This window comes from Roseibium aestuarii (assembly GCF_008477545.1).
Classification (GTDB): domain Bacteria; phylum Pseudomonadota; class Alphaproteobacteria; order Rhizobiales; family Stappiaceae; genus Roseibium; species Roseibium aestuarii.
In genome coordinates this window covers 198,623-215,736 of the sequence record NZ_VORA01000005.1, presented here as the reverse complement: position 1 = coordinate 215,736, position 17,114 = coordinate 198,623, and the positions used below count along the sequence as shown (strand labels likewise).

Sequence of the window (17,114 nt, the reverse complement as noted above, 5' to 3'; positions counted from 1 at the left end):
GCCAGATCGGGAGGTATTTGAGATGACAGGAATTTCGAAGAACGGAGGCCTTGGCCGCCGTCAGTTTCTCGCCACCACCGGGGCAGCTGCCCTCGGTCTCGGTGTCACCGGTTTTCCCGCAGTGCTGCGGGCCCAGGCCGCTCCGGTCAAGATCGGCCTGATTCACCCGGTGTCCGGCTTCATCGCCTTCTCCGGCACCCAGTGCCGTGAAGGCGCCCTGATGGCCATCGCCGACATCAACGCCGCCGGCGGCATCAAGTCGATGGGCGGCGCCATGGTCGAAGCCGTTCTGGCCGACAGCCAGGGCAAGCCGGAAATCGGCGCGGCCGAAGTCACCAAGATGGTCGACGCAGGCGTCGCCGGCATCGTCGCCGGCTACTCTTCCGCAATCTCGCTGGCGACCTCCCAGGAAGCCGCCAAGTCCAACACCCCGCACGTGGTGGACGTCGGTGTGGCCGACAACATCGTCAACCGCGGCCTGAAGAACACGTTCCGCTTCAGCCCGGGCTACGGCGCCTGCGCAGCGTCTGCCGTCGATGGCCTGAACGCCATCAACCAGGCCTCCGCCTCCCCCGCCAAGACGGCCATGATCATCCATGAGGAATCCGTCTTCGGCACCGGCACCGCAAACCTGCTGGCCGAGCGTCTGCCGCTCATCGGCATCGAGGTTCAGGACGTCATCAAGCACGCGAACCCGACCCGCGACTTCACCAACATCGTGCTGCAGATCAAGTCCAACAAGCCGGACCTGATCATCCCGGCCAACTACTACAATGAGTATGTGCTGCTCGCCCGCACCATGCGCCAGCAGCGCATCGAGGCCAAGGGCATCTACTCCGTGCTTGGCGGCGCAGCGTCGAACTACAAGTTCGTCAACGAGTTCCCGGAAGCTGCGGACCTCATCATGGATTGCAACCACTGGTTCAACCCGAAGTCCGAAGTGGCCCTGCAGCGCAAGGCCGCAGCCGAAGCCAAGGGCCTCGTCTACACCTACGAAGTCTTCCTGGCCTACAACGCGGTCCTCGGCCTCGTCGACGCCATCGAGCGCGCCGGGTCCACGGACAAGGAAGCCGTCAACGACGCGCTGGCCAACTCCACCCTGGACATGTCCTTCATGCCCTACAACGAGACCATGATGGTCGACGGCCAGAACACCGGCGCGGCCCCCGTGATCACGCAGGTTCAGAAGGGCGACATCGCGGTGATCTCGCCGGCCGACTTCGCCTCCGCCGAGCCGGTCTTCCCGATCAGCGGCTGATTTCGCGCACAAGACAAATGACCGCCGGGGCATCGTACCCCGGCGGCACCCTCTTCCAGATAGCGACAAGACCATGCCAGATCTCGCGATCGTCCTGCCGTCCGTGCTGAACGGACTGACGACGGGTGCGCTCTATGCCCTGGTCGCCCTCGGGCTGACCCTCATCTACGGCGTATTGCACATCATCAACTTTGCCCACGGCGCGCTGCTGATGCTGGCGCTCTATGCGGTATTCTTCCTCAATGTCAGCTTCGGGGTCGATCCCTATCTGGCGCTCTTCATCGTGCCGCCGCTGATGTTCGCCCTCGGCTATGGTCTGCAGCGTCTGGTCATCACCAAGGCCAGCCACGGCCGCGACGAGAACATCCTGCTCGTCACCCTGGGCCTGTCGATCATCATCGAAAACCTCGCCCTGATGGTCTTCAAGTCCGACACGCGGATCATCGACACCCCCTATTCCTTCGAGGTGTTCGAGATCTTCGGCACCTTCTTGCCCCAGCCGAAGGTCTATGCCTTCATCGGCGCCATAGTCACGGCCGCCGCCTTCTGGCTGGTGATCAGCAAGACCGACCTCGGCCGCGCCATCCGCGCGCTCGCCAAGGAGCCCAAGGGCGCCCGCCTGGTCGGCATCAACGTCAATCACGTCTTCGCCATGAGCTACGGTCTGGGCATCGCCTGCCTGGGCGTCGCCGCCTGCCTGCTCCTGCCGAGCTACTACGTCAGCCCCCACGTGGGTCAGGGCTTCGTGCTCGTCGCCTTCACCATCGTGGTGCTGGGTGGCATGGGTTCCTTCGTCGGTGCGCTCATCGGCGGTCTGATCATCGGTGTGGTCGAAGCTCTCGGCGGCCTCTTCCTCGGCGAGAGCCTCGGCCAGATCGGCATCTTCCTGATCTTCATCGTCGTGCTGATCTTCCGCCCGACCGGCCTGCTCGGACACAAGGTGTAAGACCATGAAGCAGCTTGTCCTCCTCCTCGTCCTCTTCGCCGCACTCGCCCTCGTACCCGCCTTCGTCGGATCCGACTTCTGGATGAACCTGATCATCATGGTCATCTATGCCGCCCTGCTCGGTCAGGCCTGGAACATCCTCGGCGGTTATGGCGGCCAGTTCTCCTTCGGCCATGCGGCCTTCTTCGGAACCGGCGCCTACACGATCGCGGTGCTTCAGGTGCAATACGGCATCAACCCGTGGGTCGGCCTCGTCGCCGGCGGCCTTCTGGCCGCAGCCGTGGCCGGTTTCATCGGCTTCGCCACCTTCCGCTATGGCCTGAAGGGCTCCTATTTCGCCCTCATCACCCTGGCCTTTGCCGAGGTGCTGCGCATCCTGTCCAACTCCGTGCCCTTCACCGGCGCCGGTGTCGGCCTGCTGATCGACCTGGATCCTTCGGCTGCCAACCTTCAGTTCGCCACCAAGGCCGGCTATTTCTGGCTTCTGCTGACCATAACCTTCGCCGCCTTCCTGACGGCCTGGTGGCTCGGCAACTCCCGCTTCGGCGCCCAGCTCATGGCCGTGCGCGACAACGAGGATGCGGCCCGTGCCCTCGGCGTGGATCCGTTCCGGGTTAAGATGTCGGCCTTCCTGATGTCCGGCATGTTCTCCGGGCTCGCCGGCACCTTCTATGCCCAGTACTTCCTCTATCTCGACCCGTCGATCGCCTATGGCTCCGCGGTGTCCGTCGAAAGCCTTCTGGTCCCCATCGTCGGCGGCCTGGGCACACTCTTCGGTCCGCTCTTCGGCGCCGTCGCCCTGCACACCCTGTCGGAAGTCACCCGCGAGCTCATCGGCGACCTGCCGGGCGCGAGCCTGGTGCTCTACGGCGTGCTGCTGGTGCTGGTGATCCTGTTCTCTCCCCGCGGTCTCGCCGGACTGGTGACCGCCCTCGGCCTGCGCCGCGCCGCCGCGCGCGCCGGCAAGAAGGAGACCCGCGCATGACCGACGCCCCCATGCTCCAGGTCAAGGGCATCAGCAAGAGCTTCGGCGGGCTGAAGGCCTCCAACAACGTCCACATGAGCGTTCCCAAGGGCAAGATCACCTCGCTGATCGGTCCCAACGGCGCCGGCAAGACGACCCTCTTCGCGCTGATCACCGGCTTCCACAAGCCGGACAGCGGAACGGTCTCCTTCCTGGGCGAGACCATCACCGGCCTGGCGCCCCAGAAGATCGCCCAGCGGGGCATGATCCGGACCTTCCAGATCGTGCAGCCCTTCCGCGGCCAGACCGTGCGCGAGAACATCGCCGTCGGCGCCCACCTGAAGATCCGCTCCCGCTCGCAGGCCCTTGCCAAGGCAGAAGCGGTTGCCACCCGGGTCGGCCTCGGCGATCGGCTGGACCAGGACGCCGCCTCCCTGACCGTTGCCGGCCGAAAGCGGCTGGAAGTGGCCCGGGCGCTCGCGACCGATCCGACCATGATCCTCTTCGACGAGGTGCTCGCCGGTCTCAATCCCTCGGAGATCCGCGACATCATCCCCGTGATCCGCTCCCTCAAGGACGACGGCATCACCATCCTTCTGATCGAGCATGTCATGCAGGCCGTCATGAGCCTTTCCGAATACACCTGGGTCCTGAACCAAGGCACGCTGATCGCGGAAGGCATCCCGGCCGACGTGGTCCGCGATCCGGAAGTGATCGAGGCCTATCTCGGCAAGGGCATGGCTGAACGCATGGCCGCCCAGTCCGCAGCCTCGGAGACTTCCCATGCTTGAGATCCGCAACCTGCGCGGCGGCTATGGCACCGTCGAGGTGCTGCGCGGCGTCTCCCTCGACATTCAGGCGGGCGAGATCGTCGCCCTGCTCGGCTCCAACGGCGTCGGCAAGACCACCGTGTCCTCCCTTCTCTCCGGGCTGATGAAACCCTGGGGCGGCGAGATCCTCTTCCAGGGCGAGACCATCTCCGGCCTGAGTTCTGAGGCCATCGTCGACCGGGGCCTCATCCACGTGCCGGAAGGCCGCCACATCTTCCCGAACCTCTCCATCCGGGAAAACCTCGAGCTCGGCGCCTACCGCCGCGCCCGCAAGAACCGCTCCGCCAACCTGGAGAAGGTGACAACCACCTTCCCCCGCCTGAAGGAGCGTTTCGACCAGAAGGCCGGCACCCTGTCCGGCGGTGAACAGCAGATGCTCGCCATCGGACGCGGGATGATGGCCGAGCCCGAGCTGCTGATCCTCGACGAACCCTCCATCGGCCTTTCCCCTCTGCTGGTGGAAGAGATGTTCACCCTGATCGGCGCGCTGAACGCCGGCGGGTTGCCGGTCCTTCTGGTGGAACAGAACGTGCTGCAATCCATGGAAATCGCCTCGCGCGCCTTCGTCATGGAAAACGGCCTGATCTCCCTCTCCGGCCCCACGGCCGACCTGATGAACGATCCGGAGCTCAAGCGCTCCTATCTCGGACTGTCGTGACCCCATGACCACGCCCACAACACTTGCCCAGAAGATCCTGGCCCGCGCCAGCGGTCGCAGCCATGTTGCGCCCGGCGAGGTGGTGACCTGCGCCGTGGATCTCGCCATGATCCACGACAGCGGCGGCCCCCGCCGTGTCGAACCCATCCTCCAAGACCTTGGCGTCGGTCTCTTCGACCGCAACAAGGTCGTGCTCATCTCCGACCATTTCGTCCCCGGCGACACGGACGAGGGTGCCCGCATCCTCGAACTCACCCGCGCGTGGGCGAAGGAGCGTCAGGTCGCCTTCCATGACGGCGAAGGCATCTGCCATGTGGTCCTGCCCGAAAAGGGCCACCTGAAGCCCGGCATGCTGGTGGTCGGCGGCGACAGCCATTCGCCCACCGGCGGCGCCTTCGGGGCCTACATGTTCGGGGTCGGGGCCACGGAAATGGCCGGCGTTCTCGCCACCGGCGAGATCTGGCTCAAGGTGCCCCAGACCATTCTCATCGAATGGCAGAACCGCCTGAGCGACGGCGTCACCGCCAAGGACATCATGCTGGCCCTGTGCGGCAAACTCGGCATGGACGGCGGCCAGTATCAGGCGGTCGAATACACCGGCGAGGCCATCCGCGCCCTGTCCATGCAGGAACGCATGACGCTCTCCAACATGGCGGCCGAACTCGGCGGTCAGGCAGGCCTCATCGCCCCCGACGAGACGACGATCGCTTTCCTGGAAAAGGCCGGAGCCGATCTCGGCAGTCTTGACTGGGCGTCGCTCAAGACCGACGCGGACGCCCCCGTGCTCAGCCATCATGTCTTTGATGCGGCAAGCCTCGTGCCCCAGGTCGCAGCGCCCCATTCACCGGCCAACTCCGGACCGGTGACCGATGCCCCCGGCACGCCGATCCAGGTGGCCTATCTCGGCGCCTGCACCGGCGCGAAATACGAGGATCTGAAGAACGCCGCAGCGATCCTGAAGGGCAAGACGGTGGCCAGCGGCGTGGAGCTTCTGGTCGCCCCCTCCTCCGCACAGGATCAGTCGCGTGCGGCCCGCGACGGCATTCTCGGCACCCTCGAGGAGGCCGGTGCCAAGCTGCTGCCCAACGCCTGCGGCATCTGCGCCGGCTATGGCGCCCACCGGCTGGGAGAGGATGTCACCTGCATCTCCTCCACCGCCCGCAACTTCAAGGGCCGCATGGGGGCCAATTCCTCGAAGGTCTGGCTCGGCTCACCCTTCACGGTGGCAGCCTCCGCGGTAACCGGCCGGATCTCCGACCCCCGTCCGTTCCTGAGCGAGGGAGCCGCTCGATGAGTGCCCGCCTCTTCCTTTTCGGCGACGACATCGACACCGACCAACTGGCCCCGGGCCAGTACATGAAGGGCGGCATCGACGAACTCACGGCCCATTGCCTGGAGGGCGTGCGTCCCGACTTCGCAGGCTCTGTCCGGTCGGGCGACATCCTCGTCGCCGGCAAGAACTTCGGCATGGGCTCCTCGCGCGAACAGGCCGCGGAAGCCCTGAAGAAACTCGGACTGGCCGCGGTCATCGCCCGGTCCTTCGCAGGCATCTTCTATCGCAATGCCATCAATCTGGGTCTGCCGGTGCTCATCGCCCCGAACCTGCCCGACCTTGAGGACGGCGCCTCCGCCGCCCTCGATCTTGACGCGGGAACCCTGACGCTTGTCGACAGCGGCCAGGTCATCTCCCTCGAACCCCTTCCGGAAAACTTGAAGGCCCTGCTCGCCGATGGCGGGCTGGTGCCTCACCTGAAAAAGCGCTTCTCCAGGGAGCGCCACAAGGAGCACGGACAATGTGCCTGAAAAAACGACTGGGAGACGACGCCATCCTGCTGGCGCCCGGCATCTATGATCCCCTCACGGGTCTGATTGCCGAGCAGTCCGGCGCGGAAGCCGTCTATCTCTCCGGCGCCTCCATCGCCTACACCCGCTTCGGCAGCCCCGACATCGGGCTGGTCTCCATGGCGGAAGTGGCCGACACCATCGCCGCCGTCCGCGACCGCATCTCCCTGCCCATCGTGGTGGATGCGGACAACGGCTTCGGCAACGCGCTGAATGTTCAGCGCACGGTGCGCACCTTCGAGCGCATGGGCGCGAACGCCCTGCAGCTGGAAGACCAGACCATGCCCAAGCGCTGCGGCCATCTGGACGGCAAGTCCCTGGTCAGCCTCGAGGAAATGGCAGGCAAGATCCGCGCTGCCGTGGATGCCCGCGCCAGCGAGGAGACGCTGATCATCGGTCGCACCGACGCGATTGCCGTCGAAGGCTTCGCGGCCGCCGTCGAGCGCGCCGAAGCCTATGTGGAGGCTGGCGCCGACATGCTCTTCATCGAGGCGCCCCAGACCCTCGAGCAGATGCAGGACATCGTCGCCCGCTTCGCCGGTCGCGTGCCGCTGATGGCCAACATGGTCGAGGGCGGCAAGACCCCGATCGTCAACGCCGGCGAACTGGAAGCCCTCGGCTTCTCCTTCGTGATCTTCCCCGGCGGAGTGGTGCGCGCCCTCGCGGCCACCGCCCGCGCCTATTACGCCAACCTGCTGGCCAATGGCTCGAACGAAGCCTTCCGTGACCGGATGCTCGACTTCGCCGGCCTCAACGACCTCATCGGCACGCCTGCCCTGCTGGAGCACGGCCGCCAGTACGACAAGGGAGCCGACTGATGGCTATCGATCCCGTAACGCTCGCCATTCTCAAGGGCCGGCTGGAACAGATCGCCGACGAGATGGACGCGACGCTTTTCCGCTCCGCCTTCAACCCGATCATCGCCGAAGCGCACGACGCCTCCCACGGCATCTATGACGCGCTCACCGGCGACACCCTCGTCCAGGGCAAGTCGGGCCTGCCGATCTTCGTCGGCGTCATGGCCTTTGCCGTGAAGGCAGTCATCGACAAGGCCGCCACCCAGGGCGGTCTGAACGAAGGCGATGTCTGGATCTTCAACGATCCTTATGTCGGTGGCACGCATCTCTCCGACTTCCGCCTGGTGAAGCCGATCTTCCGCGATGGCAAGCTCTTCTGCTTCCTCGCCTCCGTCGGCCACTGGCACGACGTGGGCGGCAACGTGCCGGGCAACTACAACCCGGCGGCGACCGAATGCTTCCAGGAAGGCATGCTCATCCCGCCGGTCAAGCTCTTCTCCAAGGGCGAATTCCGTCAGGACGTGGTGGACATCCTCTCCGCCAACACCCGCCTGCCCCTGTCCCTCTATGGTGACCTCAACGGCCAGATCAACGCGCTGGACCTTGGCGAGAAGCGCATGCAGGCGCTGCTCGACGAAGTGGGCGATGCGACGCTGGCCGAGACGCTGGCCGAGCTGAAGACCCGCGCCGCCGACATGATGCGCGCCCAGATCCGCGAGCTTCCCGAGGGCACCGTTTCGGCGGAAGACTTCCTCGACAATGACGGCATCAAGGACCAGCCGCTGAAGATCGCCCTCGACCTGACGATCCGCGACGGTCGCATGGTGATGGACTTCTCGCGCTCGTCCGCCGCCTGCGCCGGTCCGGTGAACATCTCGCGGGCCACCACCATTTCCGCCTGCTACGTGGCGCTCAAGCATGTCTTCGGCGACGTGCCGGCCAACGCGGGTGTTCTGGAGCCGGTCGACTTCGTCATCGACGACGACAGCCTCCTGTCGGTCAAGGCGCCCAAGCCCGTCGGCGGCTACACGGAAACCATCATGCGTCTCATCGACGTGGTGTTCCAGGCCATCGCCCAACTTGCCCCTGAAGATGCCATGGCGCCTGCCTATGGCACCATCAACGCCCTGTCTCTGGCCGGCCACCGCGCCGACGGCAAGCGCTGGGTCATGTTCTCCTTCTTCGGCGGCGGCCACGGGGCCCATGCCGGCGGCGACGGTCTCAACCACGGCAACGCGCCGATTTCCACGGCGACCATTCCGCCGCTGGAAATCCTCGAGAGTGCCTATCCGGTCCGCTTCACCCAGTGGGCCCTGCGCCCCGACAGTGGCGGCCCCGGCACCACCCGTGGCGGCCTGGGCGCCACCTACGAGATCGAGCTGCTGGAACAGGAAGCCGACGTCTTCCTCTTCGGCGAACGCGGCCGCTATGCACCGAAGGGCATTCTCGGCGGCGGCAACGCGGCCCTGAACAGCTTCACCTACGAGCAGACCGACGGCGACCACACCCCGCCCATGGCCTCCAAGATGCTGGGCATCCACATCAATCGCGGCCAGCGCCTGAAGCTGGAAACGCCGGGTGGCGGCGGTTACGGCAGCCCGCTCGCCCGTGATCCGGAAGCCGTCGCCCGCGATCTGGCCCTCGGCTACATCACGGCGGAAGCCGCCGTGCGCGACTACGGCGTCGTCCTTGCCGCCGATGGCACCATCGATCTTTCCCGCACTGAAGAAATGCGCCGCCAGGAGGCAGCAGAATGAAAAAACCGGCTTATGTCATCGGCGTCGACGTTGGCGGAACCTTCACCGACGTGTTCATTCTGGACGAGGCCAACGGCACTGTAACCACCACCAAGGTCCCCTCCACCCGTGGCGACCAGTCCAAGGGCTTCATCGAGGGCATCTCCCGCAAGGTGGACGATTTCTCCGAAATCTCCACCGTGGTTCACGGCACCACTGTCGGCACCAACGCACTTCTTGAGCGCAAGGGGGCCCGCACCGGCATCATCACCACGGAAGGCTTCAAGGACGTGCTGGAGATGCGCCGCCGCGACCGGCCGACCACCTGGGGCCTGAAGGGCAGCTTCACCCCCGTGGTCGACCGCCCCGACCGGGTGGAAGTCTCCGAGCGCGTGCTGGCGGACGGGTCCGTCCTGCGCGTTGTGGACGAGGAAGAAGTCAAGGCCCAGGCCCGGGCTCTGGCCGACAGCGGCTGCGATGCGGTCTGCGTCTTCTTCATCAACGGCTATGCCAACAACGACAACGAGCGCCGCGCGGTGGAAGCCGTCCGCTCGGTCTGGCCCAATGCCTATGTGACCGCCGCTACGGAAATCCTGCCGGAGATCCGCGAGTTCGAGCGTCTGTCCACGGCAACGCTCAATGCCTATCTCCAGCCCGCCGTCGCCTCCTATCTCGACCGGCTGGAAAACGGCCTGAAGGCGCAGGGCTTCCTCGGTGACATCCTGATCGTGCAGTCGAATGGCGGCGTCATGTCCATCGATACCGCCAAGCGCTATCCGGTCCGCACGGCGCTTTCCGGCCCGGCAGCGGGCGTGATCGCGGCGACCGCCATCGCGGAGGCTGCCGGCTTCCCGAACATCATCACCTGCGACATGGGCGGCACCTCCTTCGACGTGTCCCTGGTGGCCGGTGGCGAAGCAGCCCTTGCCGCCCAGACCGCCATCGACTTCGGAATGGTCGTCCGCACGCCCATGATCGAGATCACCACGATCGGCGCCGGCGGCGGCTCCATCGCCGGCCTCGACAAGTCCGGCCTGCTGCAGGTGGGCCCGGAGTCTGCGGGGTCCGATCCCGGCCCGGTCTGCTACGGCCTCGGCAACACGCGCCCCACGGTCACCGACGCCAATCTGGTGCTCGGCCGCATCAACCCGGACCGCCCCATCGGCGGCAAGCTCGACCGTCTGGACATCGAGGCTTCGCGCCGCGCCATCGACGAGCACATCGCCACCCCGCTGGGCCTGTCCATCGAGGATGCCGCAGAGGCGATCCTCAAGATGGCCAACGCCAAGATGGCCGGGGCCATCCGCCTCGTCTCCATCGAGAAGGGTCACGACCCGGCGCAGTTCGCGGCCATGCCCTTCGGCGGCGGCGGCTCCCTGCACACCGGCGCCCTGATCAAGGAAGTCGGCCTTGGCTCCGCCCTGGTCCCGCGCTTCCCCGGTGTCACGTCCGCCCTGGGGTGTGTGGTCGCCGACATGCGCCACGACAAGGTGCAGACGGTCAACAAGCTGCTCGATCAGCTGAACGCCGCCGCTCTCGGCATGGAAATGGAAGCGGTTGCCGCAGAGACCGAAGAGCTGCTCGGCACCGCCGGCGTCTCCTTCGCCGGTGTCGACCGGGTCTATGAGCTGGACATGCTCTATCTCGGCCAGACCCACACGGTCACCGTCGCCCTCGACATGCCGAAGGACGGCCTGACCACGGACGCGATCCGCTCCGCCTTCGAGACGGCCTATTCCGCCCAGTTCGGCCGCCTGCTCGACGGCATCCCGATGCGCGTGATGAACTACCGCATCGCCGTCATCGGCCGCCGCCCCGGTCTGGACATGGCGCTGTTTGCCCCCACCGACGGCAAGCCCGCCGATCAGTGCAAGACCGGCTCGCGCACCGTCTATGTGGACGGCCAGTCCTACGAGGCCACCGTCTACGAGCGGCTGTCTCTGGAGATCGGCGCCCGCGTCGACGGCCCGGCCATCCTGGAACAGGCGGACACGACCATCTTCGTCGATCCGGGCCTCTACGGCGAGGTCGACCGTTTCGGCAACCTGATCATCAAGCCGGTGAAGTAAGCCATGGATCTCAGCGCCATCGATCCGGCCCGCACGGGTCTCCTCATCGTCGACCTGCAGAACGACTTTCTCGATCCGAAGGGTGCCTATGGACGCGGCGGTCAGAAGAGCGACGACATCGCGGCCCTCCCCGCGCGGGTTCTGCCCGTGGCCGAGGCGCTGCGCGAAAAGGGCGGCTGGGTGATTTCCACCCAGTTCACCCTGGTTCCGGGCAAGGGGGGAGAGCCTTTCATCTCTCCCCACCTCAAGGAGCTTCGCCCCTTCCTGGCCAAGGGCGACTTCTGCCCCGGCGCCTGGGGTCACCAGCTGGTCGACCTGCTGCAACCGGCCGACCTGACCGTGGAGAAGGTGGCCTATTCCGCCTTCTTCATGACGCGCCTGGAATGGGTGCTGAAGAAGGCCGGCATCGACACGCTGCTGGTCTGCGGCATCGTCACCAACGGCGGCGTCGCCTCCACCGTGCGTGACGCTCATGTGCGCGACTTCAAGACCGTCGTCCTCTCCGACGGTTGCGCCGCCTTCAGCCGCGAGACCCACGAAAGGTCCATCGGCGATCTCTCCACCGTGTCGAAAACCATGACCTGCGCCGAGGCACAGGCCTGGATCGAAGGACTCTAGACAGATGCAGCAGCCATTGGACGCCCGTGTGGTGGAAGGACGGCCAGACCACGTGGATCTGGAAACCGATGTGCTGATCTTAGGTGCGGGTGCCTGCGGCCTGGTCGCAGCCCTCAAGGCGGCAGCCGCCGGCGCAGAGACGATCGTGCTCGAACGCGATCCCGTGCCGGCCGGCTCCACCGCCATGTCCTCGGGGTTCATTCCAGCTCCGGGGACCCGTTTCCAGGAAGCCATCGGCGTCACCGACGACACGCCGGCCCGCTTCCTTGACGATATCCAGGAGAAGGCAAAGCGCCGGTCCCAGCCGGTGATTGCCGATCTCGCCACCCGGACCATCGCGCCCGCCCTCGAATGGCTGGCCGATGAGGCCGGGCTGGAGTGGATCGTCCTCGACGACTTCCTCTATCCGGGTCACACCCGCCATCGCATGCATGCGGTGCCAGAAAAGACCGGAGAGGCCCTCATGGGCCGCCTGCAACAGGCCGTGGAAGCTGCCGGCATTCCCGTCGTCACCGATGCCTTCTGCGACACGCTCTACCGGGATGCACCCGGTCACATCGACGCGGTGGCCCTCCTGCGCCCCGACGGATCGCGGGAGATCATCCGCGCGAAAGCCGTGGTGCTGGCCTGCAATGGCTATGGCGGCAACCCGGATCTCGTCGCCCGGCACATCCCGGAGATGGCCGACGGTCTCTATTATGGCCACGAGGGCAACACCGGCAGTGCCCTGCTCTGGGGCGAGGAGATGCAGGCGCAGACCGCCCATCTCACCGCCTATCAGGGGCACGGGTCGCTGGCCCATCCTCACGGCATCCTGATTTCGTGGGCGCTGATGATGGAAGGCGGCATTCAGGTCAATCTGGCGGGCCAGCGCTTCTCCAACGAGCATGGCGGTTATTCGGAACAGGCGGTCAACGTGCTCGCCCAGCCCGATGGCGTCGCCTGGAACGTCTATGACCAGCGCCTGCACGACTTCGCCATGAGCTTCCCCGATTACCAGCAGGCCTTCCAGGCCGGTGCGGTAAGGGTGGCGCAGGATGTCAGCAGTCTGGCGGCCACACTTCAGGTGCCAGAGGCGGCCCTGAGCGAAACGCTGGCGGAGGTGGAACGGCTGTCGAAGGCGGAGACGAAGGAAGACGCGACAGACCGGTTCGGTCGGTCGTTTGCCGGTCACAAGGGCTTTTCGACACCCTTCCATGCGGTGAAGGTCACCGGTGCCCTGTTCCATACGCAGGGTGGACTGCTCGTCGACGACACCGCGCGCGTCCTGCAGGCTGATGGTGAGCCCTTCACCAACCTGCTGGCGGGCGGCGGCGCCGCGTGCGGCGTCTCCGGGCCGGAAGTCTCCGGCTATCTGTCAGGCAACGGACTGCTGACGGCGGTCTCTCTCGGCTTCGTCGCCGGCACCACCGCGGCCCGTCTGGCCGGGGCAAGCTAGCCCCCGGACCTTGCCCTCACTCTCGGTCGATCCGGCGTTCAGCGCCGGGTCCGTCCTCAGGGCGGTCCTAAGTGCACTTCTCAGGCGCTGACCACCGCGAGATCGCGGAGCATGGCGTTGCGCGACGAACGCTCCACCGGCGCGGAGGCCTGAACGGTGCCACGCTCGCGCGCCACAACCTTCAGCTTCACCGGCAGGTCGGACTTGAGCATGTAGCCGATGTAGCGCGTGCTCTCGATGGCATCATAGCCGAGCCGGTTCCGCAGCTTCTTGCGCAGTTTCGACACGTGGCTTTCGACCACGCATTCGTCCACCGCATCATTGGTCACCCCATAGACCGCATTGAACAGCTGCGCCTTGGTGACCCGGCGGCCCATGTTGCGGGCGAAATACTCCAGGATGCGGCGCTCGCGGCGCGGCAGGACCATCACCTCGCCCCCGATGATCGGGTCGCGGCCATCAAAAAACACCTCGATGGCTCCGGTGCTGACATTCTCCGTCTCGGCCATCATGCGGCGGCGGATCGCTCCGACACGCGCCAGGATCTCCTTGACGTGCACCGGCTTGCGCAGCACGTCGTCGGCTCCCGCCGAAAACAGCTCCAGGGTGCTGTCGAGTTGCGTCCGCTCCTCCAGATAGAGGACGGGAGCGTCCTTGCACTGGCGGCGGATCACTTCGGGAAACCGCAGGCGATCCTCGCCCTCACCGAGGAGAAATCCCTCGACGGCTTCCAGATCGGCCTCGGCCGCCACACTCAGCCAGTCCTCGAGCTCACCGGCCTGAAGCTCCAGGCTGGCGAACCCCTCTCGTTCAAAGGCGGATGCGTAACCTGCGGTCACGATCGGCCGGTCATCAACAATCACAAACACTAGCCCACTCCAGCAATCGTAAGAAACATCCGGAGATTTAGAGCTACGATGAAAATGGAGACGGATCAACGAGATGGAAGATTTTCAGGTGTCTTTTCCGGCTTTTGGTGAAAGGACTTGTAAGGTGTAAGTAAGTCATTTTCAGAAAAGCTGACAATATATTTTCAACTCTTCAAATATAAATTCAATTCAAATTTTACTAGATTTATGAATACGTTATAATATTGACTTATGACAATGTTCAATACTGAAATCAAGCCCCTTCGGACACTCTTTTCCGGCAAAGGAAATTCACCCCTTCGCCCCGCATCCTGACGCCGGGACACCAACCCCGTCAGCCAGAACAGGAGCAGGCTGGGTCAGCCCCCGTCGGAGAGGGAACGCGCCAGATCGGCAAAGGGGTCGCCGCGGTCCGAACTTGCCGCCGTCTGCCGCATGGCCTCGTAGAGCCGGGGCACCAGATGGCAGGCCTTGTCGAGGGCCGCATTGCCGCCGGCCTGATAGCCGCCCAGCATCCGCAGGTCCTTCGTCTCCTCATACTCGGAGATCAGCCCGCGCAGCCGCAGGATCAGTTCCCGCTGCTCAGGCGTCCAGGCCCGGTGCGAGAGACGGGAGGTGGAGCGCAGGATATCGACCGGCGGATAGCGCCCGGCCTCGGCGATCTTGCGATCCAGAACGAGATGCCCGTCGAGCTGACCGCGCATGGCATCCGCCACCGGGTCGTTGTGGTCATCCCCGTCCACCAGAACCGAGAAGATCGCCGTGATTGCGCCCTCCCCCTTCATCCCCGGCCCGGCCCGTTCCAGAAGCTGGGCCAGTTCGCTGAAGACGCTGGGCGTATAGCCGCGCGACACGGGCGGCTCACCGGCGGCCATCGCCACCTCGCGAGTGGCATGGGCAAAGCGGGTCGCGCTATCGACGATCAACAGCACCGACTGGCCGAGCGCCCGGAAATATTCAGCCACGCTCATGGCGGTCTTGGGCGCCAGCTTGCGCATCATGGCGCTCTCGTCGCCGGTCGCGGTCACGACCACCGACCGGTCGAGTGCGGGCCCCAGGGTCTCGTCGATGAATTCGCGCACCTCCCGGCCGCGTTCGCCAACCAGGCAGACAACCACCGTATCGAAGGCCCCGAACCCCGCGAGCATGCCGAGCAGGGTCGACTTGCCCACGCCGGATCCGGCGAAGATGCCGATGCGCTGTCCGACGCAAAGCGGCGTGAAGAGATCGATCACCCGCACGCCCGTGCGCACGCCCTGCTCCACCCGGTTGCGATCCATCGCCCGTGGCGGGGTCTTGTCGAGCAGGCAGGCATCCGGCCCGAAGACGAGCGGACCCCGGTCATCCACCGGCCGGCCGAGCGCATTGATCACCCGCCCCCTCCAGCTCTCGTGCGGATGGATGGTCAGCCCGCCGGTACGGTGGGCCCGGCAGCCGATGACGATGTCGCCCGTCCGCTCGAAGGGTTTGATCACCACATCGTCCTCGTCGAGCACGATCACCTCGCCGCGCCGCGCGCCGCGTGCGCCCTCCAGCGTCACCAGATCGCCGAGACAGGCAAAGCGGGAAAGACCGGAAACCCGCACCGAATCCGCCGAGACATGGGTCACCCGGCCGCTGATCCGCACCGGACCGATCTCCTTGCGCGCCGCATTCAGCGCCGCGGCCATGGATTTCAGACGGTTCATGACCCGGCCCCTTGCAGATGCCGGGCCTGAAGCGCCGCCAGCACGTCGAGGGGAAGGATATTGGCGCCATGGCGGCCAAGGCTTTCCACCGCCGCCTGCGGGTCAACCCGGGCTTCAGGCGCTTCATCTGCCGATACGTCACGAACAGGAGGCAGGGGCGCGCCCGCGCGGGCCACATCCAGACCGAGGAACGGCCCGGACGGCGACCTCAAAGCGCTCACGTCCTGCGGACGCGCGGTCGGTGTCGGCGGCGTGTCGCCCCAGGGCAGGTCCGCCGACGAACTCTGCGAGGGGATCGGCTCGGCTCCCGCGGCCTCACTGGCCTGAGACGTCTCGGAACCACCGCCTTGCGGAGCGGCAGTTGCCAGCCGGCCGTCCATCGCCTCTTCCGCGATGGTGACGCCGGTCATGACCACCATGCCGAGGGGACCGCCAAGCAGGCCGTAGAGCATGTTGCCGCCTGCCCGGGCACCGGACGAAATCTCGTCGCCGGTTAGCGCCCGATAGACATGGGAGACGCCGGGAATATGTTGCAGCGGATTGATCACGTCGAGAAACTCGGAAAAGCCGCTCGCCTTGGCCCCCGAAGCGGGTTGCTGCATCGACACCGTAGCGGTCGCGGTCGTGCCCGCAGGCCCCTCGCCGGAGCCGATCCCGCCCAGCGCGGTCAGGCTCATGAGTTTGCTCCAAGCTCGCGGATGGCGGTCTGCTGCGCCTCGCCGCTGGCATCGATCATCTTGGTCACGCCCTCGAAGGCGCGGGTGATCATGATGAGCTTGGTCATTTCCCGAATCGGGTTGACGTTGGCCCCTTCCACGTAGCCCTGACGGATCGCCGTCCGGGTAAACTCCTGCACTGGGGTTGCCGGCAGGTCCGGCACCACGCCGGAATTCTCCTGACGCACGAGCTTCGTTGCCGGATCGATCTCGAAGACCCCGATCGCCGCCACCTGGTCTTCGCCCTGACGCACTTCGCCCGACTGGGAGACGAGCGGCGGACCGGCTTCCGGATCAAGCTGGATCGGCAACCCGCCCGCATCGAGGATCGGATGACCGTTGACGCTGCGCAGCGTTCCCTCCGCATCCATGCGCAAGCGGCCGTCGCGGGTGTAGACCACCCCCTGCGGCGTCCGCAGGGCAAACCACGCCTCGCCATCAATGGCCAGATCGAGGGGATTGTCGGTCTGCTCGATGGCGCCCCCCTGACGCGAAATATATTCGGTGCCGGCGGAGGCAAAGCTGACCGGATCCTGAGCGGCCTTGGAGACCAGCTCGGAGAACTTGATCTCGTCGGCGCGATAGCCGGCGGTGTTCATGTTGGCCACGTTGCGCGACACGGTCTCGAGCCGGTTGGACAGGGCGACCTGCGCGGACAGGGCAACATAGAGCGCGGATTCCATGG

General features: G+C 65.7%; 16 protein-coding genes. 12 read left to right on the top strand and 4 right to left on the bottom strand.

The genetic code is table 11. The annotated features are described in order from the left end of the window. Positions 1-22: 22 nt before the first annotated feature. From FR728_RS16460 to FR728_RS16405, 12 genes are all read left to right on the top strand, one after another. Positions 23-1,258 carry an ABC transporter substrate-binding protein gene (locus tag FR728_RS16460; protein WP_149893830.1) on the top strand — a complete coding sequence of 412 codons (1,236 nt, stop codon included), beginning with the start codon at positions 23-25 and terminating at the stop codon, positions 1,256-1,258. A gap of 73 nt (positions 1,259-1,331) precedes the next feature. Then, complete coding sequence (locus FR728_RS16455; RefSeq protein ID WP_149893829.1) at positions 1,332-2,204, top strand: branched-chain amino acid ABC transporter permease; 873 nt, start codon at positions 1,332-1,334, stop codon at positions 2,202-2,204. A 4-nt stretch (positions 2,205-2,208) separates the two neighbouring features. After that, positions 2,209-3,189: a branched-chain amino acid ABC transporter permease gene (locus FR728_RS16450; RefSeq protein WP_149893828.1), complete on the top strand. Its 981-nt coding sequence runs from the start codon at positions 2,209-2,211 to the stop codon at positions 3,187-3,189. Next, entirely contained in the window at positions 3,186-3,959 is a 774-nt protein-coding gene (locus FR728_RS16445) for an ABC transporter ATP-binding protein (RefSeq protein WP_149893827.1), read from the top strand. The genes FR728_RS16450 and FR728_RS16445 overlap by 4 nt, the downstream gene beginning before the upstream one ends. Further along, complete coding sequence (locus tag FR728_RS16440; RefSeq protein ID WP_149893826.1) at positions 3,952-4,656, top strand: ABC transporter ATP-binding protein; 705 nt, start codon at positions 3,952-3,954, stop codon at positions 4,654-4,656. Before FR728_RS16445 ends, FR728_RS16440 begins: the two co-directional genes overlap by 8 nt. A gap of 4 nt (positions 4,657-4,660) precedes the next feature. Then, on the top strand, positions 4,661-5,950 hold the full coding sequence (locus tag FR728_RS16435; protein ID WP_149893825.1) for a 3-isopropylmalate dehydratase large subunit: 1,290 nt from the start codon (positions 4,661-4,663) through the stop codon (positions 5,948-5,950). After that, a complete protein-coding gene (locus tag FR728_RS16430; protein ID WP_149893824.1) occupies positions 5,947-6,459 on the top strand; it encodes a LeuD/DmdB family oxidoreductase small subunit in 513 nt (170 codons plus the stop codon). Before FR728_RS16435 ends, FR728_RS16430 begins: the two co-directional genes overlap by 4 nt. Continuing rightward, positions 6,450-7,316, top strand: coding sequence for an isocitrate lyase/PEP mutase family protein (locus tag FR728_RS16425; RefSeq protein WP_149893823.1), 867 nt, complete (start codon positions 6,450-6,452; stop codon positions 7,314-7,316). The genes FR728_RS16430 and FR728_RS16425 overlap by 10 nt, the downstream gene beginning before the upstream one ends. Further along, the gene (locus FR728_RS16420) at positions 7,313-9,052 is read left to right on the top strand and encodes a hydantoinase B/oxoprolinase family protein (RefSeq protein ID WP_208998879.1); all 1,740 of its coding nucleotides are present in this window, start codon (positions 7,313-7,315) and stop codon (positions 9,050-9,052) included. Before FR728_RS16425 ends, FR728_RS16420 begins: the two co-directional genes overlap by 4 nt. Then, entirely contained in the window at positions 9,049-11,100 is a 2,052-nt protein-coding gene (locus FR728_RS16415; RefSeq protein ID WP_149893821.1) for a hydantoinase/oxoprolinase family protein, read from the top strand. The genes FR728_RS16420 and FR728_RS16415 overlap by 4 nt, the downstream gene beginning before the upstream one ends. A gap of 3 nt (positions 11,101-11,103) precedes the next feature. Beyond that, on the top strand, positions 11,104-11,718 hold the full coding sequence (locus FR728_RS16410) for a cysteine hydrolase family protein (RefSeq protein WP_149893820.1): 615 nt from the start codon (positions 11,104-11,106) through the stop codon (positions 11,716-11,718). Positions 11,719-11,722: 4 nt separating this feature from the next. Beyond that, on the top strand, positions 11,723-13,156 hold the full coding sequence (locus FR728_RS16405; protein WP_149893819.1) for an FAD-dependent oxidoreductase: 1,434 nt from the start codon (positions 11,723-11,725) through the stop codon (positions 13,154-13,156). An 80-nt stretch (positions 13,157-13,236) separates the two neighbouring features. Here the strand turns inward: FR728_RS16405 and FR728_RS16400 are convergent, their stop codons facing one another. The 4 genes from FR728_RS16400 to flgF form a co-directional block, all read right to left on the bottom strand. Beyond that, complete coding sequence (locus tag FR728_RS16400; protein ID WP_149893818.1) at positions 13,237-14,025, bottom strand: response regulator transcription factor; 789 nt, start codon at positions 14,023-14,025, stop codon at positions 13,237-13,239. Positions 14,026-14,384: 359 nt separating this feature from the next. Continuing rightward, a complete protein-coding gene (locus FR728_RS16395; RefSeq protein WP_149893817.1) occupies positions 14,385-15,713 on the bottom strand; it encodes a FliI/YscN family ATPase in 1,329 nt (442 codons plus the stop codon). After that, positions 15,710-16,390: a hypothetical protein gene (locus FR728_RS16390; RefSeq protein WP_149893816.1), complete on the bottom strand. Its 681-nt coding sequence runs from the start codon at positions 16,388-16,390 to the stop codon at positions 15,710-15,712. Before FR728_RS16390 ends, FR728_RS16395 begins: the two co-directional genes overlap by 4 nt. Next, entirely contained in the window at positions 16,387-17,112 is a 726-nt protein-coding gene (gene flgF, locus FR728_RS16385) for a flagellar basal-body rod protein FlgF (protein ID WP_149893815.1), read from the bottom strand. Before flgF ends, FR728_RS16390 begins: the two co-directional genes overlap by 4 nt. Positions 17,113-17,114: the final 2 nt, after the last annotated feature.